Below are 22,914 nucleotides of genomic sequence, written 5' to 3'. Positions count from 1 at the left end.
GCCGCGCAGAATCTAGGCTTATCCGTAAAATGTCGGTTTTTTTCCACAGATGTTGGGGATAACTTGGCCACTCCACGTTACACCGAGGCGTCCATTCGCGTCCTGAAGGGGCTGGAGCCCGTGCGCCAGCGCCCGGGCATGTACACCCGCACCGAAAACCCGCTGCACGTCGTGCAAGAGGTCATTGATAACGCCGCAGACGAGGCCTTGGCCGGCTACGGCAAACAGATACAGGTCACGCTGCACATCGACGGCAGCGTGTCCGTCGAGGACGACGGGCGGGGCATCCCCGTCGGCCTGCACCCTGAAGAAGGCGCTCCCGTCGTGGAGCTGGTCTTCACCCGCCTGCATGCGGGCGGCAAGTTCGACAAGGCGGGCGGCGGCGCCTATGCCTTTTCAGGCGGCCTGCACGGCGTGGGCGTATCCGTCACCAACGCGCTATCCACCCGCTTGGAAGTGGTGGTGTGGCGCGACGGCGCGGTTAACCGGCTGGTGTTCAAGGGCGGCGATGTCGCCGAGCCGCTGGCGCCGTACGGCGAGGGCGGCCGCAAGAAGTCGGGCACCCGCGTGCGGGTCTGGCCGGATGCGAAATACTTCGACAGCCCCAACATCCCGTTGGGCGAACTGACGCACCTCTTGCGCAGCAAGGCCGTCCTGTTGCCCGGCGTGAAGGTCACGCTGGTCAACGAGAAATCCGGCGACGCGAAGACCTGGCAATACCAGGACGGCCTGCGCGGCTACCTGGCCGAAGCGCTGACCGGCGCCGAACTGATGGTGCCGTTCTTCGAAGGCCAGCAATACGCCGGCGCCGACCACGAGAACTTCGCCGAAGGCGAGGGCGCGCAGTGGGTGGTGGCCTGGACCGAAGACAGCAACGCCGTGCGCGAGTCGTACGTCAACCTGATCCCCACGCCCGCCGGCGGCACCCACGAATCCGGGCTGCGCGAAGGCCTTTTCGGGGCGGTGAAGGGCTTTGCCGAATTGCACAGCCTGCTGCCCAAGGGCGTGAAGCTGCTGCCCGAAGACGTGTTCGCGCGCGCCAGCTTCGTGCTGTCGGCAAAGGTGCTGGACCCGCAATTCCAGGGCCAGATCAAGGAACGCCTGAACAGCCGCGACGCTGTGCGCCTGGTGGGCGGTTTTTCCAAGAGCGCGCTGGACCTGTGGCTGCACAGCAATGTGGAATACGGCAAGAAGCTGGCCGAGCTGGCGATCCGCCAAGCGCAGGCGCGCCAGCGTTCCGCCCAGAAGGTTGAAAAGCGCAAGAGTTCGGGCGTGGCGGTATTGCCCGGCAAGCTGACCGATTGCGAATCCAGCGACGCGACCCGCACCGAAGTCTTCCTGGTCGAGGGCGACTCCGCGGGCGGTTCCGCCAAGATGGGCCGCGACAAGGAATTCCAGGCCATCCTGCCGCTGCGCGGCAAGGTGCTCAATTCCTGGGAAGTGGATCGCGACCGGCTCTTCGCCAACAATGAAATCCATGACATTTCGGTCGCCATCGGCGTGGATCCGCACGGCCCCGGCGATACGCCGGATCTGTCGGGCCTGCGTTACGGCCGCATCTGCATCCTGTCCGACGCCGACGTCGACGGTTCGCACATCCAGGTGCTGCTGTTGACCTTGTTCTACAAGCACTTCCCCAAGCTGGTCGAAGCCGGGAACGTGTATGTGGCCAAGCCTCCACTGTTCCGTCTGGACGTGCCGGCGCAGGGCAAGCGCCCGGCCCGCAAGATCTATTGCCTGGACGAAGGCGAGCTTGAAGCCGCGCAGGACAAGCTGCGCAAGGAAGGGGTGCGGGAAGGCGCCTGGTCGGTCAGCCGCTTCAAGGGCCTGGGCGAAATGAACCCGGAACAATTGTGGGAAACCACGATGAATCCGGACACGCGCCGCCTGCTGCCCGTGGGCTACGGCGATCAGACCCCCGAAGACACCACCCGCATGTTCGATATGCTGATGGGCAAGGGGGAATCTTCGCAACGCCGCGCCTGGATCGAAGAGAAGGGCAACCTGGCGGAGCTGGATATCTGATGACGTCCACCACGCCCGGGCAAGCCCGGATGACCGTCGACATGACGGCCGACGACTATGCGGAATTTGCGGCCTACGTGTACAAACGGCCTGAATTGCGGCGCCGCCGCTACCGGTCCCATCTGCGTTTCGCGGTCCTGATGATCGTGGCCTTGCTGGCCTACCTGATCTGGCAGACCTGGGACGGCAAGGGGCCGGACTGGGGACGGATATTGCCCGTGTACTTCGAGGGGCTGGCGGTGGGGCTGGGCATCCTGGCGCTGCTGGCGCTGGCGTACGAGTTCGCCCTGCCACCGCTGGTCAGGATGAATACGCGGCGGATGCTGAAAAAGCAGCCCGACGACCTGTTCCTGGGCCGGCATCAACTGGAATTCGGGCCCGAGGGCATCTTGGACACGACCACCAGCGCTTCCGGGCGCATGGAGTGGTCCGATATCCGCCGGGTCGAGGAAACCCCGCAGCATCTTTACGTCATCCTGGGCACCCTGCAGGGCGTGATCATTCCCAAGCGCGGCCAGGACGCCGCGACGTTGGCGGCGGTGCGCGCCCAGTTGCGCGCGCACGTCGCCGATACGCAGTTGGCGCCGTCCGCTTGAGGCGCATTGACGCCGTTTCGATGAATTTGTCTACCTGAACCATCATGACCGACAGCAATCAACCCGGCTTGTTCGACCCCACCCCGCCTGACGGCGATGGCGACGCCAACGCGGCCATCACGCTGGCGCGCTACGCCGAGCAGGCCTATCTGGACTATGCGGTTTCCGTCGTGCGGGGCCGCGCCTTGCCCGACGTGGGCGACGGGCAGAAACCCGTGCAGCGCCGCATCCTGTTCGCCATGCAGGCCATGGGGCTGGCCGCAGGCGCCAAGCCCGTGAAATCGGCACGCGTCGTGGGCGACGTGCTGGGTAAATACCACCCGCACGGCGACCAGGCCGCCTACGACGCCATGGTGCGCATGGCACAGGATTTTTCGCTGCGCTATCCGCTGATCGACGGCCAGGGCAACTTCGGTTCGCGCGACGGCGACAACGCCGCCGCGATGCGATACACCGAAGCCCGCCTGACGCCTATCGCCAAACTGCTGCTGGACGAGCTGGACGAGGGCACGGTGGACTTCGTGCCCAACTATGACGGCAGCCAGCAAGAGCCGCAGATGCTGCCGGCGCGCTTGCCCGTCATGCTGCTGAACGGCGCGTCGGGCATCGCGGTCGGCATGGCCACCGAAATCCCGTCGCACAACCTGCGTGAAGTGGCCCAGGCCTGCGTGGCGCTGATCAAGCACCCGCAATTGCCGGACGAAGAGCTGCACGCCATGATCCCCGGCCCCGACTTCGCCGGCGGTGGTCAGATCATTACGCCCGCCGCCGATATTGCGCAGATCTACCGCGCGGGCCGCGGTTCGCTGAAGGTGCGCGCGCGCTGGCAGTTCGAGGAAATGGCGCGCGGCCAATGGCAACTGGTGATCACTGAACTGCCGCCGGGCACGTCGGGCCAGAAGGTCCTGGAAGAGATCGAGGAAATCACCAACCCCAAGGTCAAGTCGGGCAAGAAGAGCCTGACGCCCGAGCAGACGCAGGCCAAGGCGGTCATGCTGAACCTGCTGGACGCGGTACGCGACGAATCCGGCAAGGACGCCGCCGTGCGCCTCGTCTTCGAACCGAAGACCTCGCGCGTGGATCGCGACGAATTCGTCAACACGCTGCTGGCGCAGACCAGCATGGAAAGCAGTTCGTCGATCAACCTGGTGTGCATCGGCACCGACGGCCGGCCGCGCCAGAAGGGCCTGCGCGACATCCTCGTCGAATGGGTGGCATTCCGCACCAACACGGTCGTGCGCCGCACGCGTTTCCGCCTGGACAAGGTCACCGACCGCATCCACGTGCTGGAAGGCCGCATGCTGGTCTACCTGAACGTGGACGAAGTCATCCAGACGATCCGCGAATCCGACGAGCCCCGCGCCGCGTTGATGGAGCGCTTCAAGCTGTCCGAGCGCCAGGCTGAAGACATCCTGGAAATGCGCTTGCGCCAGTTGGCCCGTCTTGAAGGCTTCAAGATCGAGCAAGAGCTGGCCGACAAGCGCAAGGATCAAGTGTCGCTGCAAGAGCTGCTGGACAATCCGGCGACGCTCAAGCGCCTGCTGATCAAGGAAATCGAGGCAGATGCCAAGCAATACGGCGATGACCGCCGCACCCTGATCGAAACGGCCGAGCGCGCCGTGCTGGAAACCAAGGTGCTGGACGAACCCGTCACGGTCGTCGTGTCGCAAAAGGGCTGGCTGCGCGCCCGGCAGGGCCATGGCCACGACGCCTCGCAATTTGGCTTCAAGCAGGGCGACGACCTGTACGGCGCCTTTGAATGCCGCACCACCGATACGCTGATCGCGATGGGCGACAACGGCCGGGTGTATTCCGTGCCGGTCGGGGGGCTGCCCTCGGCGCGCGGCGACGGCCAGCCGGTCACCACCATGATCGACCTGGAATCGGGCACGCGTATCGTCCATACCATCGCCGCGGCGCCGGATACGCGTTGGCTGCTGGCCACGCGCGGCGGCTACGGCTTTGCGGCCAAGCTGGCAGACATGGTCAGCCGCCAGCGCGCCGGCAAGCAGTTCATCACCCTGGAGGCGGGCGACGAGATGCTGCGCCCGGTGCCGCTGTTCGACGGCGCCACGCAGTTGGCGCTGCTGTCGGCCAAGGGCAAGTTCCTGGTCTTCGGCCTGGACGAGTGCAAATCCTTGTCGGGCGGCGGACGCGGCACGATCCTGATGGGCCTGGACGCCTCGGACAAATTGGAACAGACCGTGCCGATTGGCGCCCACGGCCTGCGTGCCACGGGCATCTACCGCAATAAGGTGACCGAGGACATCCTGGCCGGCGAGGCGCTGACCCCCTATGTGGGCAAACGCGCGCGCAAGGGCCGCCAACTGGATGTGCGCCCCAAGCAGCCGGTGTTGTCGCCCGTGCTGGGGTGAGGGCGCTTCGGAGCCGCAATCGGGTACTGCCCGATTGTGCAGCAGGGCAATAAGGGAAGGCGGGCCGAATGGCCCGCCTTTTTTCTTGACCGGATTCCATGGCCTGCTATTTAATAGATAGATCAATCAGTCTATTAATGGCCATGCGCAAAACCGACCCCATCAAACAGCAGGAACGCCGCCTCCACATCCTGGAGGCCGCGGCGCGCTGCTTTGCCGAAAACGGCTTCCACGCCACGTCCACCGCGCAGATTTGCAAGCAGGCGGCAATGAGCCCCGGCAACCTTTTCCATTACTACGCCAGCAAGGCCGACCTCATCGAGGCGCTGATCGCCTCCGACACCGACGAGATCCGGTCGCGGATGCGGGAGGCGGGCGCGGCGCCGGACGCAGGCCAAGCCCTGCGCGAGTGGGTCGACGGGCAACTGGCGCTGTATCAGGATCCGGCGTTTGTGCGTCTGGGCATGGAAGTGCTGGCCGAGGCGGTGCGCAATCCCCGAGTGCATGCGCTGGTGATGGCGAACGAGGCCGAGCGCAAGGCCGGCTTGCTGACGCTGCTGGAGACGGTCTGGAAAGGGCAGAATGCCCCACGGCCGTTGGCGCAGATGGCGGACGTACTGTTGCTGCTGCTGGACGGCGTCTACAGCCGGTCGGTGGTGGATCCCGCTTTTGGTGTCCAGGCTGCCGCCAGTTTGCTGGACCAGGCCCTGGAACGCAGCCTGCCGCCCGTCGCGACGCCGGCAAGCCCCGCGCCGCGCCGCAGCCAAGCCGCGAAGGGCCGCGCATGAGCGCCGCCCCTCAGTCCCATGCCGCCCCTCAACCCGCCAGCCGTCTGGCCCATGTGGACGCATTGCGCGGCTTTGCGCTCTTTGGCATCCTGATCGTGAATATCGGCGTGTTCTCGTCGCCGTTCTATGGCGCGGGTATCACCGACCCCGCCTATTCCAGTCCGTTGGACCTGGCCGTGCGCTGGGTGATCGCGTGGCTGTTCGAGACCAAGTTCTATCTGCTGTTCTCCTTCTTGTTCGGCTATAGCTTCACCCTGCAGATGTCGGCGGCCGAGCGCAGCCAGGCGGCCTTTGCGCCGCGCTTCCTGCGGCGGCTGGCCGGGCTGGCGATGCTGGGCGCGGCGCACGCAGTGCTGTTCTACCAAGGCGACATCTTGCTGACCTATTCGCTGCTGGGCCTGGGGCTGCTGCTTTGCCGCGGGATGGCGCCCCAGCGCGCGCTGCGCGTCGCGTTGTGGCTGATCGTGGTAGCTGCGTCAGTGTGGGCCATCCTGGGGTTCTTGAGTTTCCTGGACCCCGTGCCCGCTGGCTACCAGGCGCTATACAAGGCGGAAGCGCTGGCCTCCATCGAGGCCTACCGCGGCACCATCGGCACGACGATCGCGCAGCACATCAAGGAATTGACCGAGAGCGTCTGGTTCATGGTCCTGTTCGTGCAGGGGCCGTTCGTTTTTGCAATGTTCCTGGTTGGCTACGCGCTGGGCCGGCGCGAGGCGCTGGCGGATCCTTGGCGACAGCCGCGCGCGCTGGGGCTGCTGTGCGCCTTCGGGCTGCTGCCCGGATTGGCCGGGTCGGCGCTGTACGCCACCTCGGCGCTGCCGTTCGCCGGCGCTGCCTGGGAACTGCCCGGGCTGGCGGCGGACCTGCTGACCGCGCCGTTGCTCAGCATGTCGTACGCCGCCGCCTTCCTGCTGGCCCTGCGGACAAGAGCCCTTGGATTCGTCGGCGCGTGGTTGGCGCCGGCGGGCCGGATGGCGCTGACCAACTATCTGATGCAGTCCGTCGTTTGCGCCTTCCTGTTCACAGGCTGGGGCCTGCGGCTGTTCGCGTCGGTGTCGCCGCTGGCGGCCACTGGCATTGCGGTGGCCATCTTTGCGACACAGTTGCCGTTGTCCGCATGGTGGCTGCGGCGCCATGCCTATGGCCCGGTGGAGTGGTTCCTGCGCGCGCTGACCATCGGGGCGTTGCCGCCCTGGCGGCGGACGCGCGCGCAGTGATCAGGCTGAGCGCGCGCGCAGCCGCCCGACCGCGGCGCCGCCGTCCCGCCTGCCTTGCCACATCCACATGCCGGCCAGCAGCAGTAACGCGGGCAGGTAGACCCAATGGTCCGACCAGCGCTGCGGATTGGGCGCTTTGACTTCCAGCACGTCCCAGCCTTGTTCCCAACCCGAGCGCTGGGCGCGGCTGCCGAACCGCACGCCGCCGATCTGGGTCTGGCCGCCCAGGCTCATCAGCGTCACGCCGGCCTCGGCCAGGCGCTGGCGTCCGGCGCCCGACGCATCGGCGCCCGCCTCCAGCGCGGGCAAGGCGACGGCGACGGTCTTGGTGAGCTCATCGCCTTCCAGATTGATCCCCCGCAGCACCACGATCAGTCGGCCGTTGTCCGGCATGGCGGCGGCGATTGTCTGCATGTCGGCGGCGGGACGGCTTTCGTACTGCGGCGCGAGATGGTCCATGAACCAGTCGGGGCGGAACAGCATGAACGCCGCCAGCAGCAGCACGCCCACTTCAGCCCAGGTGCAGCGCGTACGGAACCACCGCATGGTGGCGGCGGCGAAGATCAGGGACGCCAACGTCGCGCCCGCCACGACCAGCGCCAGCTCCCATCCATAGTTGACGTCGATCAGCAGCAGGGCCGGGTTGAATACGAACATGAACGGCAGGATGGCGGTGCGCGCGGCGTACGTGACCCCCTGGATGCCGGTCTTGATCGGGTCTTCGCCCGATATCGCCGCCGCCGCGAACGTGGCCAGGCCCACGGGCGGCGTGATGTCGGCCATGATGCCGTAATAGAACACGAACATGTGCACGGCGATCAGCGGGATAACCAGGCCGTTCTGCGCGCCCAGTTCCACGACCACCGGCGCCATCAATGTCGCCATCAGGATGTAGTTCGCGGTCGTGGGCATGCCCAGGCCCAGGATCAGGCAGACCAGCGCGGTGAAGATCAGCATCAGCAGCACGTTGCCCATGGACACCAGTTCGACGAAGGCAGTCATGCGCAGGCCCAGGCCGGTCAGCGTGATGGCGCCCACGATCAGGCCAGCCGTGCCGCACGCGATGGCGATGCCGATCATGTTGCGCGCGCCGTCCTGCAGGCCGCCGATGGCGTCGCGCCAGCCCTGGCGCCATGCCGGGGCCGCGTCCTGCTTGCGGAACCAGGCGATCAATGGACGCTGCGTCACCATCTGGAACAGCATCGCCATCGCCGCCCAGAAAGCGGACAGGCCCGCGGACAGTTGTTCAACGCTCAGGCACCACACCAGGATGCCGATCGGAATCAGGAAATACAGCCCGGCGCGTACGGTGGGCCAGGGTAGCGGGCGCACGGGATGATGGACGTCGATGTCCTGCGGCAGGTCGGGATGCGCCGCGGCCACGCGCAACAGCCACAGGTAGAGCGCCGCCAGGATCGCCAGCAGGATCCAGATGGCCGCGGCACCCGCCACCGCCTGCACGCCGGTGCCGATCCAATAGGCCGCGCCCATCACCAGCAGCGTGCCGCTGATCCCCATGCCCCATCCCGCCAGCTTCTGCAGCGGCGTGCGCGGGGGCCCTGCGGCCATCATCGGCTGGATGCCCAGCTTCAGCGCTTCAAGGTGGACGATGTAGAACAGCGCGATATAGGAGATCGCCGCGGGCAGGATCGCGTGGCGGATGATGTCCGTGTAGGGGATGCCGACGTATTCGATCATCAGGAAGGCGGCCGCGCCCATGACGGGGGGCATGATCTGGCCATTGACGGATGACGCGGTCTCGATTGCGCCGGCCCGCACGCCGCCATAGCCGGCCTTCTTCATGAGGGGGATCGTGAAGATGCCGCCTGTGACCACGTTGGCCACCGACGAGGCGGATACCAGGCCGTTGACCGCCGAGGACACCACGGCCACTTTGGCCGGCCCGCCGCGCAGATGGCCCAACAGCGCGAACGAGACCTGCATCATGTAGTTGCCGGCGCCGCACTTGTCCAGCAGCGACCCGAGCAGCACGAAGATGAAAATGTAGGACACCGACACGCCCAGCGCGACACCATAAACGCCTTCGGTGGTCAGCCACATGTGCGACATCAGGCGTTCGAGCGACGCGCCTCGGTGCGCCAGCACGTCAGGCAGCCACGGGCCCGCCAACGCGTAGGCCACGAACACCAGGCCCAGCACGGTCATGGGCAGGCCGAGCGCGCGGCGCGTGACTTCGAGCAGCAGCATCAGGCCGATGACGGCGGTTGCGACATCCATCGGCGTGGGCTGCCCGGGGCGGCCAGCCAATTCGTTATAGAAGACATACAGGTAGCTGCCGCAAAAGCCGGCGGCCAGCGCCAGGATCCAGTCGTACCAGGGCATGCGGTCGCGCGCGGAGCGCTTGCTGGCCGGGTACGCCAGATAGCCCAGGAACATCGCGATGCCCAGATGCAGCGCGCGCGCCTCGGTGTCGTTGAAAATGCCCCAGTTGAACGAGAACGGCAGCGGCGAGGCGTACCAGAGTTGGAAGAAGGACCAGATCAGCGCGCCCGCAGCCAGCGTGGCGCCGGCGACGCCGCCCACGGTGCGGCCGCCGCGGTCGGCGTCGGCGACAAGCTGTTCCAGGTCCGGGGCCGGCGTGTGCGGCTCTTTTGTCATGAAATTCCCCTACGTGTCATGGCGCGCGCCGGCAGGGCGGCGCGCGTTGTGTCCTGGCGAGCGGCAAGCGCGCGCCGGCCGGGCTTTAGAGCAGGCCCTTTTCCTTGAAGTACTTCTCAGCTCCGGGATGCAGCGGCGCCGACAAGCCGTTCTTCACCATGTCCGCCGGCTTCAGGTTGGCGAACGCCGGATGCAGCTTCTTGAAGTCGTCGAAGTTGTCGAACACCGCCTTGACGACGGTGTAGACCGTGGCGTCTGGCACATCCGCGGACGTGACGAACGTGGCCGTGACGCCGTATGTCTTGGTTTCCGCAGGGTTGTTCGGATACAGTCCGGCCGGGATCGTGGCGTGGGCGTAGTAGGGGTACTTCTCGACCAGCTTGTCCACCGCCGGGCCGGTCAACGAGACCAGTTTGGCGCCGCAACTGGTGGTGGGGTCCTGGATGTTGGCCGACGGGTGGCCCACGCCATAGAAGAAGCCGTCGATCTTGCCGTCGCACACGGCGGAACCGTGCTCGTCGGGGCGCAGTTCCGAGGCCAGCGAAAAGTCTTTCATCGTCCAGCCCATCGTGGCCAGTAGTTCCTCCATCGACGCGCGCGTGCCCGAGCCCGGGTTGCCGACATTGAAGCGCTTGCCCTTCAGGTCCTCGAAGCTTTTGATGTTCGCGTCTTTGCGCGTGACGACGGTGAAGGGTTCGGGGTGGATGGAAAACACGGACCGCAATTTGGGATAGGGGCCGGCCTGCTTGAACTGGCCTTCGCCGTTGTAGGCGTTGAAGCCGACGTCGGACTGCACCACGCCCAGGTCCAGCTCGCCGGCCTTGATGGTGTTGGCATTGAACACCGAGCCACCGGTGGATTCGACTGAACAGCGGATGCCGTGCGAGGCGCGGTCTTTGTTGACCAGGCGGCAGATGGCGCCGCCGGCGGCATAGTAGACGCCAGTGACGCCGCCTGTGCCGATGCTGACGAACTTCTGTTGGGCGGCGGCGGGCGCCGACGCCATGGACAGCAATGCCGTGGCCAAGCCGGCCGCGGCGAGCGTCCAGGCGTTGCGATGGCCCAAGGGATGTTTGACGGACGTGGTCATGCAAACTCCTTATGGGGTTTTTCCCCGTGATATGCCGGTCTTTGCCGGCGGTCGGCCGCCCCGCGAGCCTGCGGGACGTCCTGTGCGAATCATCACGTGCCCGCATGGCGGGCGGCGCGCGGCGAATCCCTCCCGCCGCACGTGCAGGCGGGCGCTACGCGCCGGCCGCTGCAATGGCGGCGTCAATGGCGCCGGCCAGTCGTTCGGTCAATTGATCCAGCTCGTCGTCGGTAATGATGAAGGGCGGCGCAAGCAGCACGTGGTCGCCCTGGCGGCCGTCGATGGTGCCGCCCATTGGGTAGACCATCAGGCCGCGGGCCATGGCTTCGCGCTTGATCCGCGCATGCAGCGTCAACGCGGGGTCGAACGTCTGCTTCGTGCCGCGGTCCTGCACCAGCTCGAGGCCCATGAACAGCCCGCGGCCGCGGATGTCGCCCACATGCGGATGTTCGCCCAGGGCGTGTTCCAGCCGCTGGCGCAAGCCCGCGCCCTGTCCGCGCACGCGCGCCAGCAGGTTGTCGCGACGGATAACGTCCTGCACGGCAAGCGACGCGGCGCAAGCGATGGCGTGGCCGAGGTAAGTGTGGCCATGCTGGAAGAAGCCGCTGCCTTGCTGCATGGCGTCTACGATGCGCTGTTGCGCCATTACCGCGCCGATCGGCTGGTAGCCGCCGCCCAGGCCCTTGGCGATCGTGATCAGGTCGGGCACGACGCCTTCCTGCTCCACCGCGTACAGCGTGCCGGTGCGGCCCATGCCGCACATCACTTCGTCGGCGATCAGCAGCACGCCGTGGCGGTCGCAGACTTCGCGGATCCGGCGGAAATAGCCGGGCACCGCGGTCACGGCACCGGACGTGGCGCCGACCACCGGCTCGGCCACGAAAGCCATCACCGTGCCGGCCCCCAGTTTTTCAAAGGCCTGGTCCAGTTCCTGCGCCAGCCGCTCGCCGTACTGCTCGGCGCTTTCGTCCGGGCGCTGGTCGCGATAGGCGTAGCAGGGCGAGACGTGTTCGACGTCGATCAGCAGCGGTGCGAATTGGGCGCGGCGCCAAGCGTTGCCGCCCACCGCCAATGCCCCAAGGGTGTTGCCGTGATAGCTCTGGCGCCGCGCCACGATGTGGCGGCGTTCCGGCTGACCCGTTTCCACGAAATACTGGCGCGCCATCTTGAGCGCCGCCTCGACGGCTTCGGAGCCGCCCGAGACGAAATACGCATGCGAAATGCCCTCGGGCGCATCGGCCACCAGGCGGTTGGCCAACTGCTCGGCGACGTCGGTCGTGAAAAAGCTGGTGTGGGCGTAAGCCAGCGCGTCGATCTGCGCGTGCATGGCGGCCTGGATGTCGGGGTGGTTATGCCCCAGGCAAGAGACCGCCGCGCCGCCCGAGCCGTCCAGATAGGCGCGGCCGGCGCTGTCGTGGATCCACACGCCCTGGCCGCGTACGGCGACAGGCGGCGTCTGGCGTAGGGAACGATGCAGGACATGGGTTCGGCTCATGGTAATTCCGTGATGCGTGAGTTGGAGGGGTAGGCGGAGCGCTCAGCCCGGCCGCCGCGAGGCGGGAGCGGTCCAGTAAACGTTGTCGGCGCGCAGCCGTTCTTCGACTTCCGTCAGGCGGTTCAGGACGTCGGCGCCACCGCGGGCAGTCAGGCGCGCGATCAAGTGTTCCGCCAGGCCCAGCAGGCCCGCTGTGGTGTGGAAGAACGAGCCGGGTCCTTGCCGCGCGGGCCGCGCCTGGACGCCGTCGCGGTCGGGCGGCGCGAACCGCAGCGTATGTCGGGCCTCGACGGCCAGCGGCGACAGCGGGTCGTCGGTCAATGCGATCAACGCGATTCCGCGCTGGGCGACCTGGCGGGCCAGTTGCACCGTGGCTGTGGGGTACGGGGCCTGCGAGATGACGATCAGCGCGTCGCCGGCCCCCAGGTTGTCGGCCTGCTCGGCGGGCGCGCCGCCCAAGCCGTCGATGAGCACGCTGTTGCGGCGCACCAGCTGATACGCATAACGCATCTGGAATGCGATGCCGAAGGCCGAACGGGTGCCCAGGAAGCCGACCTGGCGGGCGTTCAGCAGGGTCTGCACGGCGGCGTCGAATGTGCCCGGCGGATTCAAGGTGCAAACCGAGCTTATGGCTTGGATCTGGTAGCCGGTCAGCACGTCATGGCCGGTCGCGTCGGTCGCACCAGGGGCGCCCGCCGCGGCCTGCAAGGCGGCGGCGCGGTCGCGCAGCCCCGGGTTGCCCGCGCCCGCAAGCGCTTGCTGAAACGGCTGCCGGAAAGCCTCGTAGCTGGCATAGCCAATCGCCCGCGCCAGACGCAGCATGGTGGCGGGCGCCACGCCCAGCGCCTGGGCCTGCCGGCGCATGGACCACAAGCCGACTTCAGCAGGATGCGCCGCGACCCAATGCGCCGCGCGTTGCAGCTCGGGCGGCAGCGACTCCAGTTTTTCCTGGAGGGACTGGGCGACGTGGGTGGGCAGGGTCATGGTTTGTGTTGTCATAAAAAACAAATGGTATATCTTGTCTTGTTAAAAAAACATATGTTTTATATGGGGATTTTCACTAGGTCGAACGATTGACGTCGGTCCCAGGGGAAACGGTGCCAAGTCCGGCAATCCTGCCGTCATCTTCTGCAATTCCGTGTTCATTCATTTACATCATGCAGGGGATTTTTGTTTGACTCGAATAAGTCGGGCGCATATCATTTGTGTAGAAATCAATTTGACCGAACCCTTAATTTCCATGAGCCATCCCGCGCAATCCGATCCAACACAGCAGTACGACCTGCGCATCTTGCGGGCCCTGCGCCGCATCACGCGTTCGATCGCATTGCATTCGCGCCAGTTGTCCGCGGTCAGTCACATCACCGCGCCCCAGCTGATGTGCTTGCGCACGGTGATGGCCAACGGCCCAATGACGGCCACTGCCATCAGTCGCGAGATGCACGTCAGCCCGAGCACGGTGGTCGGCATCCTGGATCGCTTGGAAGACAAAGGGTTCATCCGCCGCGAACGCGGCCGTGAAGACCGTCGCATCGTGTTTGTCACGGCCACCGACGCCGGTCGGGAATTGGCGCAGGGCGCGCCGTCGCCGCTGCAAAAGCACCTGGCTGACGCGCTGAACGCCTTGCCTGAACTCGAGCAAGCCACGATCACGCTATCGCTGGAACGCATCGTGGCGCTGATGGAGCAGGAAGGCCAGGCAGTCGCCGCAGAAGCGCACGGTGACGTGGCGTCGCCCATCCTTGAAGTGCCCACGGGCGGGGCACCCCCAGAATCGGGAATCGTTGCATGAAGACAGTCGAACTGGATACACCAACTCTCTCAAGTGCCGTGGCGCCGGCGGTTCGCGCGCAGACCCATACGATGCGTCTGCCCAATCGCAAAGACGGCGCCACCATCCACCGCCTCATTTCCGAGTGCCCGCCACTCGACCTGAATTCCCTCTATGCGTATTTGCTCCTGTGCGAGCAATTCAGCGACACCTGCGTCATCGCCGAAAGTGCCGGCGGACGTATCGACGGTTTTATCTCCGCTTATGTGATCCCGGCCCGGCCTGACGTGTTGTTCGTCTGGCAGGTCGCGGTGCACGCCCGCGCACGCGGCCACCGGTTGGGCCGCGCCATGCTTCGCGAACTCTTGCAACGCAAGCAGCTCGCGCATGTTCGTCATCTTGAAACCACGGTGGGGCCTGACAACCAGGCATCGCGCCGCAGCTTCACCGGCCTGGCCGGCGAGCTGGGCGCCCACGTATCCGAGCAGCCGTTCTTCGACCGGCAATTGTTCGGAGGCGCGGACCATGACGACGAGATGCTGTTGAGGATAGGCCCGTTCGCATTGCCCGCCCCGTAGGGCGGCGCAACCCTAGCGGACCTATCGAAATACCGGGATGGTTTTGCCGATCCGAATGCGTCTACGCATCCGGAGGGACGCTGGCCGTCTATCGACTTATCAGATGAAAAGGGAGGATTAATCATATGGACTTGAAAATCTTTGACCGGATGGAATCAGAGGTGCGGGGCTACATTCGGTCGTTTCCCGTGATATTCAGCCAGGCCCGCGGCTCGACGCTGATTGATGAAGAAGGCACCGAGTACATCGATTTCTTCAGCGGCGCGGGCACGCTGAACTATGGCCACAACAATCCTGTTCTCAAGGAAAAGCTGCTGGAGTATGTGCAGTCGGATGGCGTCGTCCACGGTCTGGACATGGCTACCAGCGCGAAGAAGCGTTTCCTGGAGACGGTGGATCGCGTGCTGCTCAAGCCGCGCAACTGGCAATACACGCTGCAGTTCACCGGCCCCACCGGCACCAATGCGGTGGAAGCCGCGCTGAAGATCGCGCGCCAGGTCAAGGGCCGCCCCAATGTGATTTCGTTCACCCATGGATTCCATGGCGTCAGCGGCGGTTCGCTGGCCGTGACGGCCAACATGAAGTTCCGCGAGGCCTCGGGCTACGCGTTGGGCAACACGACGTTCATGCCCTATGACGGCTACTTCGGTCCGGACGTGGATACCATGGCGTATCTGGAGCGCATGCTGGAAGATCCCAGCAGCGGCATGGACAAGCCGGCAGCCGTCATCGTGGAAACGGTGCAGGGCGAGGGCGGCGTCAACGTGGCGACGCTGCGCTGGCTGAAAGAGCTGGACAAGCTGTGCAAGCGCCACGACATGCTGCTGATCGTCGACGACATCCAGGTCGGCTGCGGCCGTACGGGCACGTTCTTCAGCTTCGAGGCCGCCGGCATCCGCCCGGACATCATCACGTTGTCGAAGTCGCTGTCCGGTTTCGGGCTGCCGATGTCGCTGGTGCTGATGAAGCCCGAACTGGATATCTGGAAGCCGGGCGCCCACAGCGGCACGTTCCGCGGCAACAACCTGGCGTTCGTCACGGCGACGCAGGCGCTGGAAACCTATTGGGCCAACACGGCGTTCACCACCGAGATCCAGCGCAAAGAGCGTCAGGTCCGAGATTGGTTGGAAAACCTGGTCCACAGCTATCCCAATGCCGGCTTGTCGGTGCGCGGCCGCGGCCTGATCCAGGGCCTGGTGTGCAACGCGACGCCCGCGTTGGCCAACCGCATCGCCCAGAACGCCTTCAAGAAGGGCGTCGTCATCGAAACCTCGGGCGCGCACGATGAAGTGCTGAAGCTGCTGCCCGCGCTGACGATCGAGGAAGAATTGCTTAGCAAGGGCCTGGACGTGATCGAGGCCAGCGTGGCCGAAGCGCTGGCAGAAGAGGGGCAGTCTGCCCGAATCCTGAAATTTGGAGGAAAACGCCAATGATCGTACGCAACGTCAAAGATGTGATCGGCACCGCCGATGAAGTCCGCACCGACACCTGGGTCAGCCGCCGCGTGCTGCTGAAGAAGGACGGAATGGGCTTTTCCTTCCACGAGACCACCATCTTCCCGGGCGGCCGCACCCACATTCACTACAAGAACCATCTTGAAGCGGTGTGGTGCATTGAAGGCGACGGTTCCATCGAGACCATCGCCGACGGCAAGAAGTACGACCTGGGCCCCGGCGTGGTCTACGCACTGAACGAAAACGACGAGCACTGGCTGTGCGGCGGCAAGGAGCCGCTGCGCGTCATCTGCGTCTTCAATCCGCCGCTGACGGGCCAGGAAGTGCATGACAAAGAGGGCGTTTACGCCCTGCCTGAAGCCCAAGCCGAAGCGGCCTGAAACAGACAAGGAGGTTCGCATGATCTCACCTGCACAGGATCCGTACGCGTCACGTACGGATCGAAGTTCCGCCATCATTGCCCGTCAGGACCCCGTGGTCTATGAAGACGGCCAGTACGCCAGCGCCTTGTCCGGCGAGCAAGTTGGACAGTACGAGCGCGACGGTTTCCTCCTGCTGGAAAACCTGTTCTCGGAAGCCGAGATCCGCGCATTGTCGACCGAGGTCGAGCGCATGACGCGCGACCCGTCGATCATCCGGCGCGAAGAGTCCATCACCGAACCCGGCAGCAACGCCGTGCGCTCCATTTTCATGGTGCACGTGCTGAACCCCGTGCTGTCGCGCCTGGTGCGCGACCCCCGGCTGGTCAATGTGGCGCGCCAGATCCTCGGGTCCGAGGTCTATATCCACCAGTCGCGCGCCAACATGAAGCCGGGCTTCAAGGGCAAGGAGTTCTACTGGCACTCCGATTTCGAGACCTGGCATGTGGAAGACGGCATGCCCTCGATGCGCGCGCTCAGCTGCTCGGTGCTTTTGACCGACAACAATGACTGCAACGGCCCCCTGATGCTGGTGCCCGGTTCGCACCGGCAGTTCATCTCGTGCGTCGGCGAGACCCCGAACGAGCACTACAAGCAATCGCTGAAAAAGCAGGAATACGGCGTGCCGGATCCGGTCAGCCTGCAACTGCTGGTCGAGCAGGGCGGCATCCGCTCGATGACGGCCAAGGCCGGTTCGGTGGTGTTTTTCGACTGCAACACGATGCACGGCTCGAACAGCAATATCTCGCCGTGGCCGCGCGCCAACGTGTTCATGGTCTACAACAGCATGGAAAACACCTTGAATCCGCCCAAGTACGGGCTGACGCCGCGTCCCGAGCACATCGCGACCCGCAAGGGATTCAAGGCGGTGACGCCGCTGGATACCTTGAAGCTGGTGGGCGGTTAACCTGCCGCCTGGCGGCGCCTTCAAAACCCGGGCCTGGCCCGGGTTTTTTCATGTCGGCGCGAAGGGGCCATCCCATCGGCGAAAGCGCGGCGCTCTCTGCTATCCTTTCGCGGACTCTTTCGCCGACCATTCGCCGCCATGTCCGCCCGTATCCTCAGCTTGCATATCTATCCCATCAAATCCTGCGCAGGGATCGACCTGGCGGAGTCCCCCATTGACCGGGCCGGCCTGGCGCATGACCGCCGCTGGATGCTGATCGGCGGCGACGGCCAGTTCATGACCCAGCGGCAATGGCCGGCGATGGCGCTGATCCGCACCGCGCTTTCGGCCGGCGCGCTGCGGTTGTCCGCGCCGGGCATGGCGGACCTGGACGTGCCGCTTGACGGGTCCGGTCTGGAACCGGGGGCAGAAACCGTGGCGGTCTGGAGCGACACCATTTCCGCCCGGCGCGAAAGCGCCGCTGTCGGGCAATGGTTTTCGGATTTCCTCAAGACGCCTTGCCGCTTGCTCAAGGTGGATGCCGCCGCGCGGCGCGACGCCAAGCCGGACTGGGTGTCCCGGTGGGCCGACGCGCATCCCGATCTGGCAGAGACGTTCACTGGCGAGCACCATTTCGGTTTCGCCGACGGTTTCCCGCTGCTGATCGCCAACCAGGCATCGCTTGACGACCTGAACGCCCGGTTGCAGGCCAAGGGCGTGGCGCCTGTGCCGATGGACCGTTTCCGGCCCAATATCGTGGTCCAGGGCGAATGGGAAGCCTTCGAGGAAGACCATACCGCCATGATCACCGCGGCCGGCGTCCAGATGGCGTTCGTCAAGCCGTGCACCCGGTGCTCGATTCCAGATATCGATCAGCGCACGGCGCTCCAGCATGACGAGCCCGGCCGCACGCTGGCGGCTTATCGAAATCTGGAGATCGGGGTGGTATTCGGCCAAAATGCCATTCTGGACGCGCCGGCCGGCGCCCGCCTGAAAGTCGGCGACCCGGTCGAGATCGAACTGGATTTCTGAGCCGGCGCGCAGGCGCTGCTTTGTGTCTGCAGCGAAGGCAGCCGCCTGCGCGATGGCGCAACGGACGTCCCGTGGCGGCAAAAATTATAGAATACCGGGTTCCAACGGCAATACCGGATGCCGGGCATCACTTTAGCAACGCTTCGCGGACCGGACCGCGAACCAGGATATTTCCATCATGCAACGCATCATGCTGCGGGCAAAGCTGCACCGCGTCACGGTCACCGAAGCCGACCTTCACTACGAAGGGTCTTGTGGCATCGACGAAGACCTGCTGGACGCTGCCGGCATGCGCGAGTTCGAACGCATCGAACTCTACAACGTCACCAATGGCGAACGTTTCGACACCTACATCATCAAGGCGGCGCGCGGTAGCGGCGCCATCTCGCTGAACGGCGCCGCGGCGCGCCGGGCCCAGGTCGGCGATCTGCTGATCATCTGCACCTACGGCCCGATGTCCGAAGAAGATTCCGCCACGCACAAACCGCAAGTAGTGCTGGTGGACGACGCAAACCGCGTCAAGGAAATACGCAAGTTCCCGGCCTGACGCCGGGCCGGGCGCAGCGCCGTCTCCGGCCAGGCCGGACGACGCTGCGTCGACTCAGAACCGTTTCATCATGAGCTTCCAGGTCACCATTCAACCCAGCAAGCATCAATTCCCGGTCGAGCCCGGCCAGACCGTGCTCGACGGCGCCCTGGCGGCCGGCATCGTGCTGCCCTATAGCTGTCGCAACGGCGCGTGCTCCACCTGCAAGGGCAAAGTGGTGTCCGGGGAGTTCGACGCCGGTCAGTATCCCGCCCAGATCCTGTCACCCGAGGAACTGGCTGACGGCTACACGCTGTTCTGCCAGGCCCGCCCTGGCTCGGACATGGTGGTCGAGTCCACCGAAGTCCGCCTGGCCAGCGACATCCAGATCCGCAAGCTGCCGTCGCGCGTGCAGACGCTTGAGCGCGTGGCGCCCGACGTCACCGTCATCAAGCTGCAGCTACCGGCCTCGGAGCAGTTCCGCTATTACGCGGGGCAGTACATCGAAGTCATCCTGAAGGACGGCCGGCGCCGCAGCTATTCGATGGCTGGCGCGCCGCACACGGGCAGCCCGCTGGAACTGCATATTCGCCACATGCCGGGCGGTCTGTTCACCGACCACGTCTTCGGCGCGGGCGACACGCAGATGAAAGAGCGCGAGATCCTGCGCCTGGAAGGGCCGTTCGGTTCGTTCTTCCTGCGCGAAGACAGCGACAAACCGATCATCCTGCTGGCCAGCGGCACCGGCTTCGCGCCGGTGAAGGCCATTGTGGAACACATGATCCACAAGAACATTAATCGTCCCGTCACGCTGTACTGGGGAGGCCGCCGGCCGCGCGACCTGTACATGGATGCGCTGGCGCAGTCGTGGTCGACCCAACTGCCGGGTTTCACCTATGTCCCGGTCGTCTCCAATGCGCTGCAGGAAGATGGTTGGACGGGCCGCACCGGTTTCGTCCACGAGGCCGTCATGCAGGACATCGCCGACATGTCCGGCCACCAGGTCTACGCCTGCGGCACGCCGCTGATGGTGGATGCCGCCCGGCGCGAGTTCAGCACGCAGAACGGCCTGCCGTCGGAAGAGTTCTACGCGGACGCGTTCACGTCCGAAGCCGACCTGGCGAAAGCCGCGTCGTAACCGGACCAGCACGAAGCAAAGGGGTGGAATTCACAAGCGGAAAAGCTTTGTGACTTCCGCCCCTTTTTACAGATGTGCCGCCCCAAGGTAAAAAGGCCCCCTCGGGGGGCAGCAAGCACGCAAGGCGTGCGCGGCGTGGGGGCTTTCTTTTAGACATAGGCGAAGCCAAATCGGCGGGGTAAACTGCCTTGGCAGCGGCTTGCCAAGGGGGCGGACATCGGGTCCGTGAGCCGATTTGGCACGCAAGGAGCAATGCGGGCATGAAAGTAGCGGTATTGGGTAGCGGCATTATCGGAATCTCCAGCGCCTGGTGGCTGAGCCAGGCCGGCCATGACGTCGTGGTCATTGATCGCTGCACCGGTCCCGCACAGGAAACCAGCCTGGCCAACGGCGCCCAGATCTCGGTGTCCTATGCCGAACCCTGGGCCAATCCGCAGGCGCCGTTCAAGCTGCTTAAATGGATGTTCCAGGACGACGCGCCGCTGCTGTTCCGCCCGCAACTGGATTGGCGGCAATGGATGTGGGGCTTGTCCTTCCTGCGCGAATGCCTGCCCAGCCGCCTGGCGCCGAACATCCGCGCCATGGTCCGCATGGCGGAATACAGCCGCGCCACCCTGCGTGGCATGCGCGCCGAACTGGGCATCGAATACGACCACCTTGAACGCGGCATTCTGAATTTCTACCGCGATCCGCACGAATTCGAAAATTCCCAGCGGGCCGCCGGGCTGATGCGCGATTTTGGCGTCGAGCGTCGGGTGGTCACGGCCGACGAGGTCATCGCCATCGAACCGGCGCTGGCGCCGCACCGGCAGACGATCGTCGGGGGCGACTACACCCCCGAAGACGAAAGCGGTGACGTACACCTGTTCACGGTCGCGCTGGCAGAGCGCTGCGCCCGCGCCGGCGTCGAATTCCGCTACAGCACGCGGGCCACGCGCCTGCTGACGCAGGGCGGCACCGTGCAGGGCGTTGAAGTCATTGAACCCGATGGCCAATACGGCTCGGTTTCGGCCGACGCCTACGTCGTCGCCATGGGCAGTTTCAGCCCCAATATGCTGCGTCCGCTGGGCATTCCCTGCAACGTCTATCCGGCCAAGGGCTATTCCGCGACGTTTCCGGTGCTGAAACCCGATGCCGCGCCCACGGTCAGCCTGACGGACAGCAGCCACAAAATCGTGTTCTCGCGCCTGGGCGACCGGCTGCGCATGGCTGGCACGGCAGAGCTCTCGGGATACTCCCGGGGCCTGAACACCAGCCGTTGCGAGGCCTTGACCCGCCTGGCGCAAGAACTCTTTCCCGATGCGCTCGATTTCGGGCGCGTCAGCTATTGGTCGGGCTTGCGCCCGTCCACTCCCTCGAATGTGCCCATCATCGGCCGCAGCCGTATCCCCAATTTGTATATCAATACGGGACACGGTACGCTCGGCTGGACGATGGGTGTTGGCTCGGGCCGGGCACTGGCCGATCTGCTCAGCGGACGGCGGCCAGAACCGGAATTCCCTTTTCTTGGTCTATGAACCTATGAAGAATCTGCAATTGGCGGGCGTTGCCCGCGCGATGTTCGCCAGCCGGCGCGCATGGGTGTTTGGCGCCGCCATGGCAATGGCGGGCGTGGCGAATGCCGCTCCAGTGGAAATCCAGGTCTGGCACACGCTGTCGGACGCGAACAAGGCCGAATTCGAAAAGCTGGCCAAGCAGTACAACAAAGAGCAGGACCAGGTCAGCGTCAAGCTGCGCGGGTTCGCCTCGCAGGACGCGCTTGAGCAAGAAGCCGTCACCGCCGTCAAGGCGAAGAAGGCGCCCAATCTGGTCCAGCTGACCGACAATCATTCGCCGGAAGTCGTGGCGCAGCACAAGGCCATCCTGCCGATGTACGAGTTGCTGGCCAAGTACCCGATCAAGGACCTGAACTGGTTCGTGCCGGCCACCAGCAGCTTCACGCGCGACGGCAAGGGCCGTCTGCTGGCTTTCCCCTGGATGGCCGAAGTGCCGGTGATGTTCTACAACACCGCCGCCTACAAGAAGGCGGGCCTCGACCCCAACAATCCCGCCCGCACCTGGAACGGCTTGCAGGCCGAACTGCTGAAGCTGCGCGACGTGGCCGATATCGATTGCCCCTACGCCTCCAGCGACCAGGTCACCGTTCACCTGGAGAACCTGGCGCCGATCAACGGCCAGCAGTTCACCAGCAACAACAACGGGCTGGACGCCGTCAGCAAGAAGAGCGCGGCGCCTGCCATGCAGTTCGACACGCTCTACATGCGCCACATCTCGCTGATGGTCAGCTGGAAGCGTTCGCTGTTGTTCATGGCGCATACCGGCGACGCCTCGGCCGACAAGCTGTTCGCCAAGGGCGAGTGCGCTGTGCTGACCGCCAACTCCGGCGCCTTCGGCACGTTCTTGACCACCAAGTCGCTGTCGTTCGGCGTGGCACCGGTGCCGTACTACGATCAAGCCACCAAGACCGCTGGCCAGCCGTTCGTCAGCGGTTCCGCGCTGTGGGCGCTTGAAGGCCGTCCGCAAGCCGAAGAAAAGGCGACGGCGCAATTCCTGGCCTGGCTGTCCAAGCCGGTCGTCGCCGCCGAATGGCACCAGCGCACGGGCTTCCTGCCGCTTACCGAAGCGGCGTTCCGCGCGTCCGACGTGTCGTTCTACAAGAGCATCCCGGGCGCGCAAGCCGTGATCGCTTCGATGAGCGCGCGTCTCGCCAGCAATAGCCGCGGCTTCCGCATGGCGAACTACAACCGCATCGAACCTGTACTGAACCAGCAACTGAACGAGGCCTTCGAAGGCAAGGTGCCGCCCGTATCGGCGCTGAACAACGCCGCCACTCAAGCCCGCAGCATCGCCGCGCAACGTTGACCTGCAAGGCTTGAACCGGCGGCGCTGACGCCGGTTCCGCTCG

19 protein-coding genes are annotated in these 22,914 nt (G+C 65.2%); 15 read left to right on the top strand and 4 right to left on the bottom strand.

Annotated elements, in window-relative coordinates; genetic code table 11:
* Nucleotides 1-63 precede the first annotated feature (63 nt).
* The 5 genes from parE to HG262_RS07740 all read left to right on the top strand — a co-directional run bounded on the left by parE (nt 64) and on the right by HG262_RS07740 (nt 7,001).
* A complete protein-coding gene (gene parE / locus HG262_RS07760) occupies nt 64-2,025 on the top strand; it encodes a DNA topoisomerase IV subunit B (protein ID WP_169270461.1) in 1,962 nt (653 codons plus the stop codon).
* The gene (locus HG262_RS07755; protein ID WP_169270460.1) at nt 2,025-2,621 is read left to right on the top strand and encodes a YcxB family protein; all 597 of its coding nucleotides are present in this window, start codon (nt 2,025-2,027) and stop codon (nt 2,619-2,621) included. The genes parE and HG262_RS07755 overlap by 1 nt, the downstream gene beginning before the upstream one ends.
* A gap of 44 nt (nt 2,622-2,665) precedes the next feature.
* A complete protein-coding gene (parC, locus tag HG262_RS07750; RefSeq protein WP_169270459.1) occupies nt 2,666-4,996 on the top strand; it encodes a DNA topoisomerase IV subunit A in 2,331 nt (776 codons plus the stop codon).
* A 143-nt stretch (nt 4,997-5,139) separates the two neighbouring features.
* Entirely contained in the window at nt 5,140-5,784 is a 645-nt protein-coding gene (locus tag HG262_RS07745) for a TetR/AcrR family transcriptional regulator (RefSeq protein WP_169270458.1), read from the top strand.
* On the top strand, nt 5,781-7,001 hold the full coding sequence (locus HG262_RS07740) for a DUF418 domain-containing protein (RefSeq protein ID WP_169270457.1): 1,221 nt from the start codon (nt 5,781-5,783) through the stop codon (nt 6,999-7,001). Before HG262_RS07745 ends, HG262_RS07740 begins: the two co-directional genes overlap by 4 nt.
* Here the strand turns inward: HG262_RS07740 and HG262_RS07735 are convergent, their stop codons facing one another.
* From HG262_RS07735 to HG262_RS07720, 4 genes are all read right to left on the bottom strand, one after another.
* Complete coding sequence (locus HG262_RS07735) at nt 7,002-9,620, bottom strand: TRAP transporter fused permease subunit (protein ID WP_169270456.1); 2,619 nt, start codon at nt 9,618-9,620, stop codon at nt 7,002-7,004.
* Nucleotides 9,621-9,705: 85 nt separating this feature from the next.
* Complete coding sequence (locus HG262_RS07730; protein WP_169270455.1) at nt 9,706-10,710, bottom strand: TAXI family TRAP transporter solute-binding subunit; 1,005 nt, start codon at nt 10,708-10,710, stop codon at nt 9,706-9,708.
* A 154-nt stretch (nt 10,711-10,864) separates the two neighbouring features.
* Nucleotides 10,865-12,205: an aspartate aminotransferase family protein gene (locus HG262_RS07725; protein WP_169270454.1), complete on the bottom strand. Its 1,341-nt coding sequence runs from the start codon at nt 12,203-12,205 to the stop codon at nt 10,865-10,867.
* Between the two features lie 42 nt (nt 12,206-12,247).
* Entirely contained in the window at nt 12,248-13,204 is a 957-nt protein-coding gene (locus tag HG262_RS07720) for a MurR/RpiR family transcriptional regulator (protein WP_348984371.1), read from the bottom strand.
* 241 nt (nt 13,205-13,445) lie between these two features.
* Between HG262_RS07720 and HG262_RS07715 the strand changes: the two genes are divergently transcribed.
* The 10 genes from HG262_RS07715 to HG262_RS07670 all read left to right on the top strand — a co-directional run bounded on the left by HG262_RS07715 (nt 13,446) and on the right by HG262_RS07670 (nt 22,871).
* Nucleotides 13,446-13,997 carry a MarR family transcriptional regulator gene (locus HG262_RS07715; protein WP_169270490.1) on the top strand — a complete coding sequence of 184 codons (552 nt, stop codon included), beginning with the start codon at nt 13,446-13,448 and terminating at the stop codon, nt 13,995-13,997.
* Nucleotides 13,994-14,554, top strand: coding sequence for a diaminobutyrate acetyltransferase (ectA, locus tag HG262_RS07710; protein WP_169270452.1), 561 nt, complete (start codon nt 13,994-13,996; stop codon nt 14,552-14,554). The genes HG262_RS07715 and ectA overlap by 4 nt, the downstream gene beginning before the upstream one ends.
* Before the next feature lie 125 nt (nt 14,555-14,679).
* Nucleotides 14,680-15,987 carry a diaminobutyrate--2-oxoglutarate transaminase gene (gene ectB, locus HG262_RS07705; RefSeq protein ID WP_105559999.1) on the top strand — a complete coding sequence of 436 codons (1,308 nt, stop codon included), beginning with the start codon at nt 14,680-14,682 and terminating at the stop codon, nt 15,985-15,987.
* On the top strand, nt 15,984-16,388 hold the full coding sequence (locus HG262_RS07700) for an ectoine synthase (RefSeq protein WP_169270451.1): 405 nt from the start codon (nt 15,984-15,986) through the stop codon (nt 16,386-16,388). Before ectB ends, HG262_RS07700 begins: the two co-directional genes overlap by 4 nt.
* 19 nt (nt 16,389-16,407) lie before the next feature.
* Nucleotides 16,408-17,334, top strand: a complete 927-nt coding sequence (gene thpD / locus HG262_RS07695) for an ectoine hydroxylase (RefSeq protein ID WP_169270450.1) — start codon at nt 16,408-16,410, stop codon at nt 17,332-17,334.
* Nucleotides 17,335-17,472: 138 nt separating this feature from the next.
* Entirely contained in the window at nt 17,473-18,345 is an 873-nt protein-coding gene (locus HG262_RS07690; RefSeq protein WP_169270449.1) for an MOSC N-terminal beta barrel domain-containing protein, read from the top strand.
* 178 nt (nt 18,346-18,523) lie between these two features.
* Complete coding sequence (gene panD / locus HG262_RS07685) at nt 18,524-18,892, top strand: aspartate 1-decarboxylase (RefSeq protein WP_050446262.1); 369 nt, start codon at nt 18,524-18,526, stop codon at nt 18,890-18,892.
* A 70-nt stretch (nt 18,893-18,962) separates the two neighbouring features.
* Nucleotides 18,963-20,009, top strand: a complete 1,047-nt coding sequence (locus HG262_RS07680; RefSeq protein WP_169270448.1) for a CDP-6-deoxy-delta-3,4-glucoseen reductase — start codon at nt 18,963-18,965, stop codon at nt 20,007-20,009.
* Nucleotides 20,010-20,269: 260 nt separating this feature from the next.
* Nucleotides 20,270-21,526, top strand: coding sequence for a D-amino acid dehydrogenase (locus HG262_RS07675; RefSeq protein ID WP_169270447.1), 1,257 nt, complete (start codon nt 20,270-20,272; stop codon nt 21,524-21,526).
* Between the two features lie 4 nt (nt 21,527-21,530).
* On the top strand, nt 21,531-22,871 hold the full coding sequence (locus tag HG262_RS07670; protein ID WP_169270446.1) for an extracellular solute-binding protein: 1,341 nt from the start codon (nt 21,531-21,533) through the stop codon (nt 22,869-22,871).
* Nucleotides 22,872-22,914: the final 43 nt, after the last annotated feature.

This window comes from Achromobacter sp. Bel (assembly GCF_012928505.1).
Taxonomy (GTDB): domain Bacteria; phylum Pseudomonadota; class Gammaproteobacteria; order Burkholderiales; family Burkholderiaceae_B; genus Achromobacter.
This window is presented reverse-complemented; position numbering and strand designations above follow the sequence as displayed.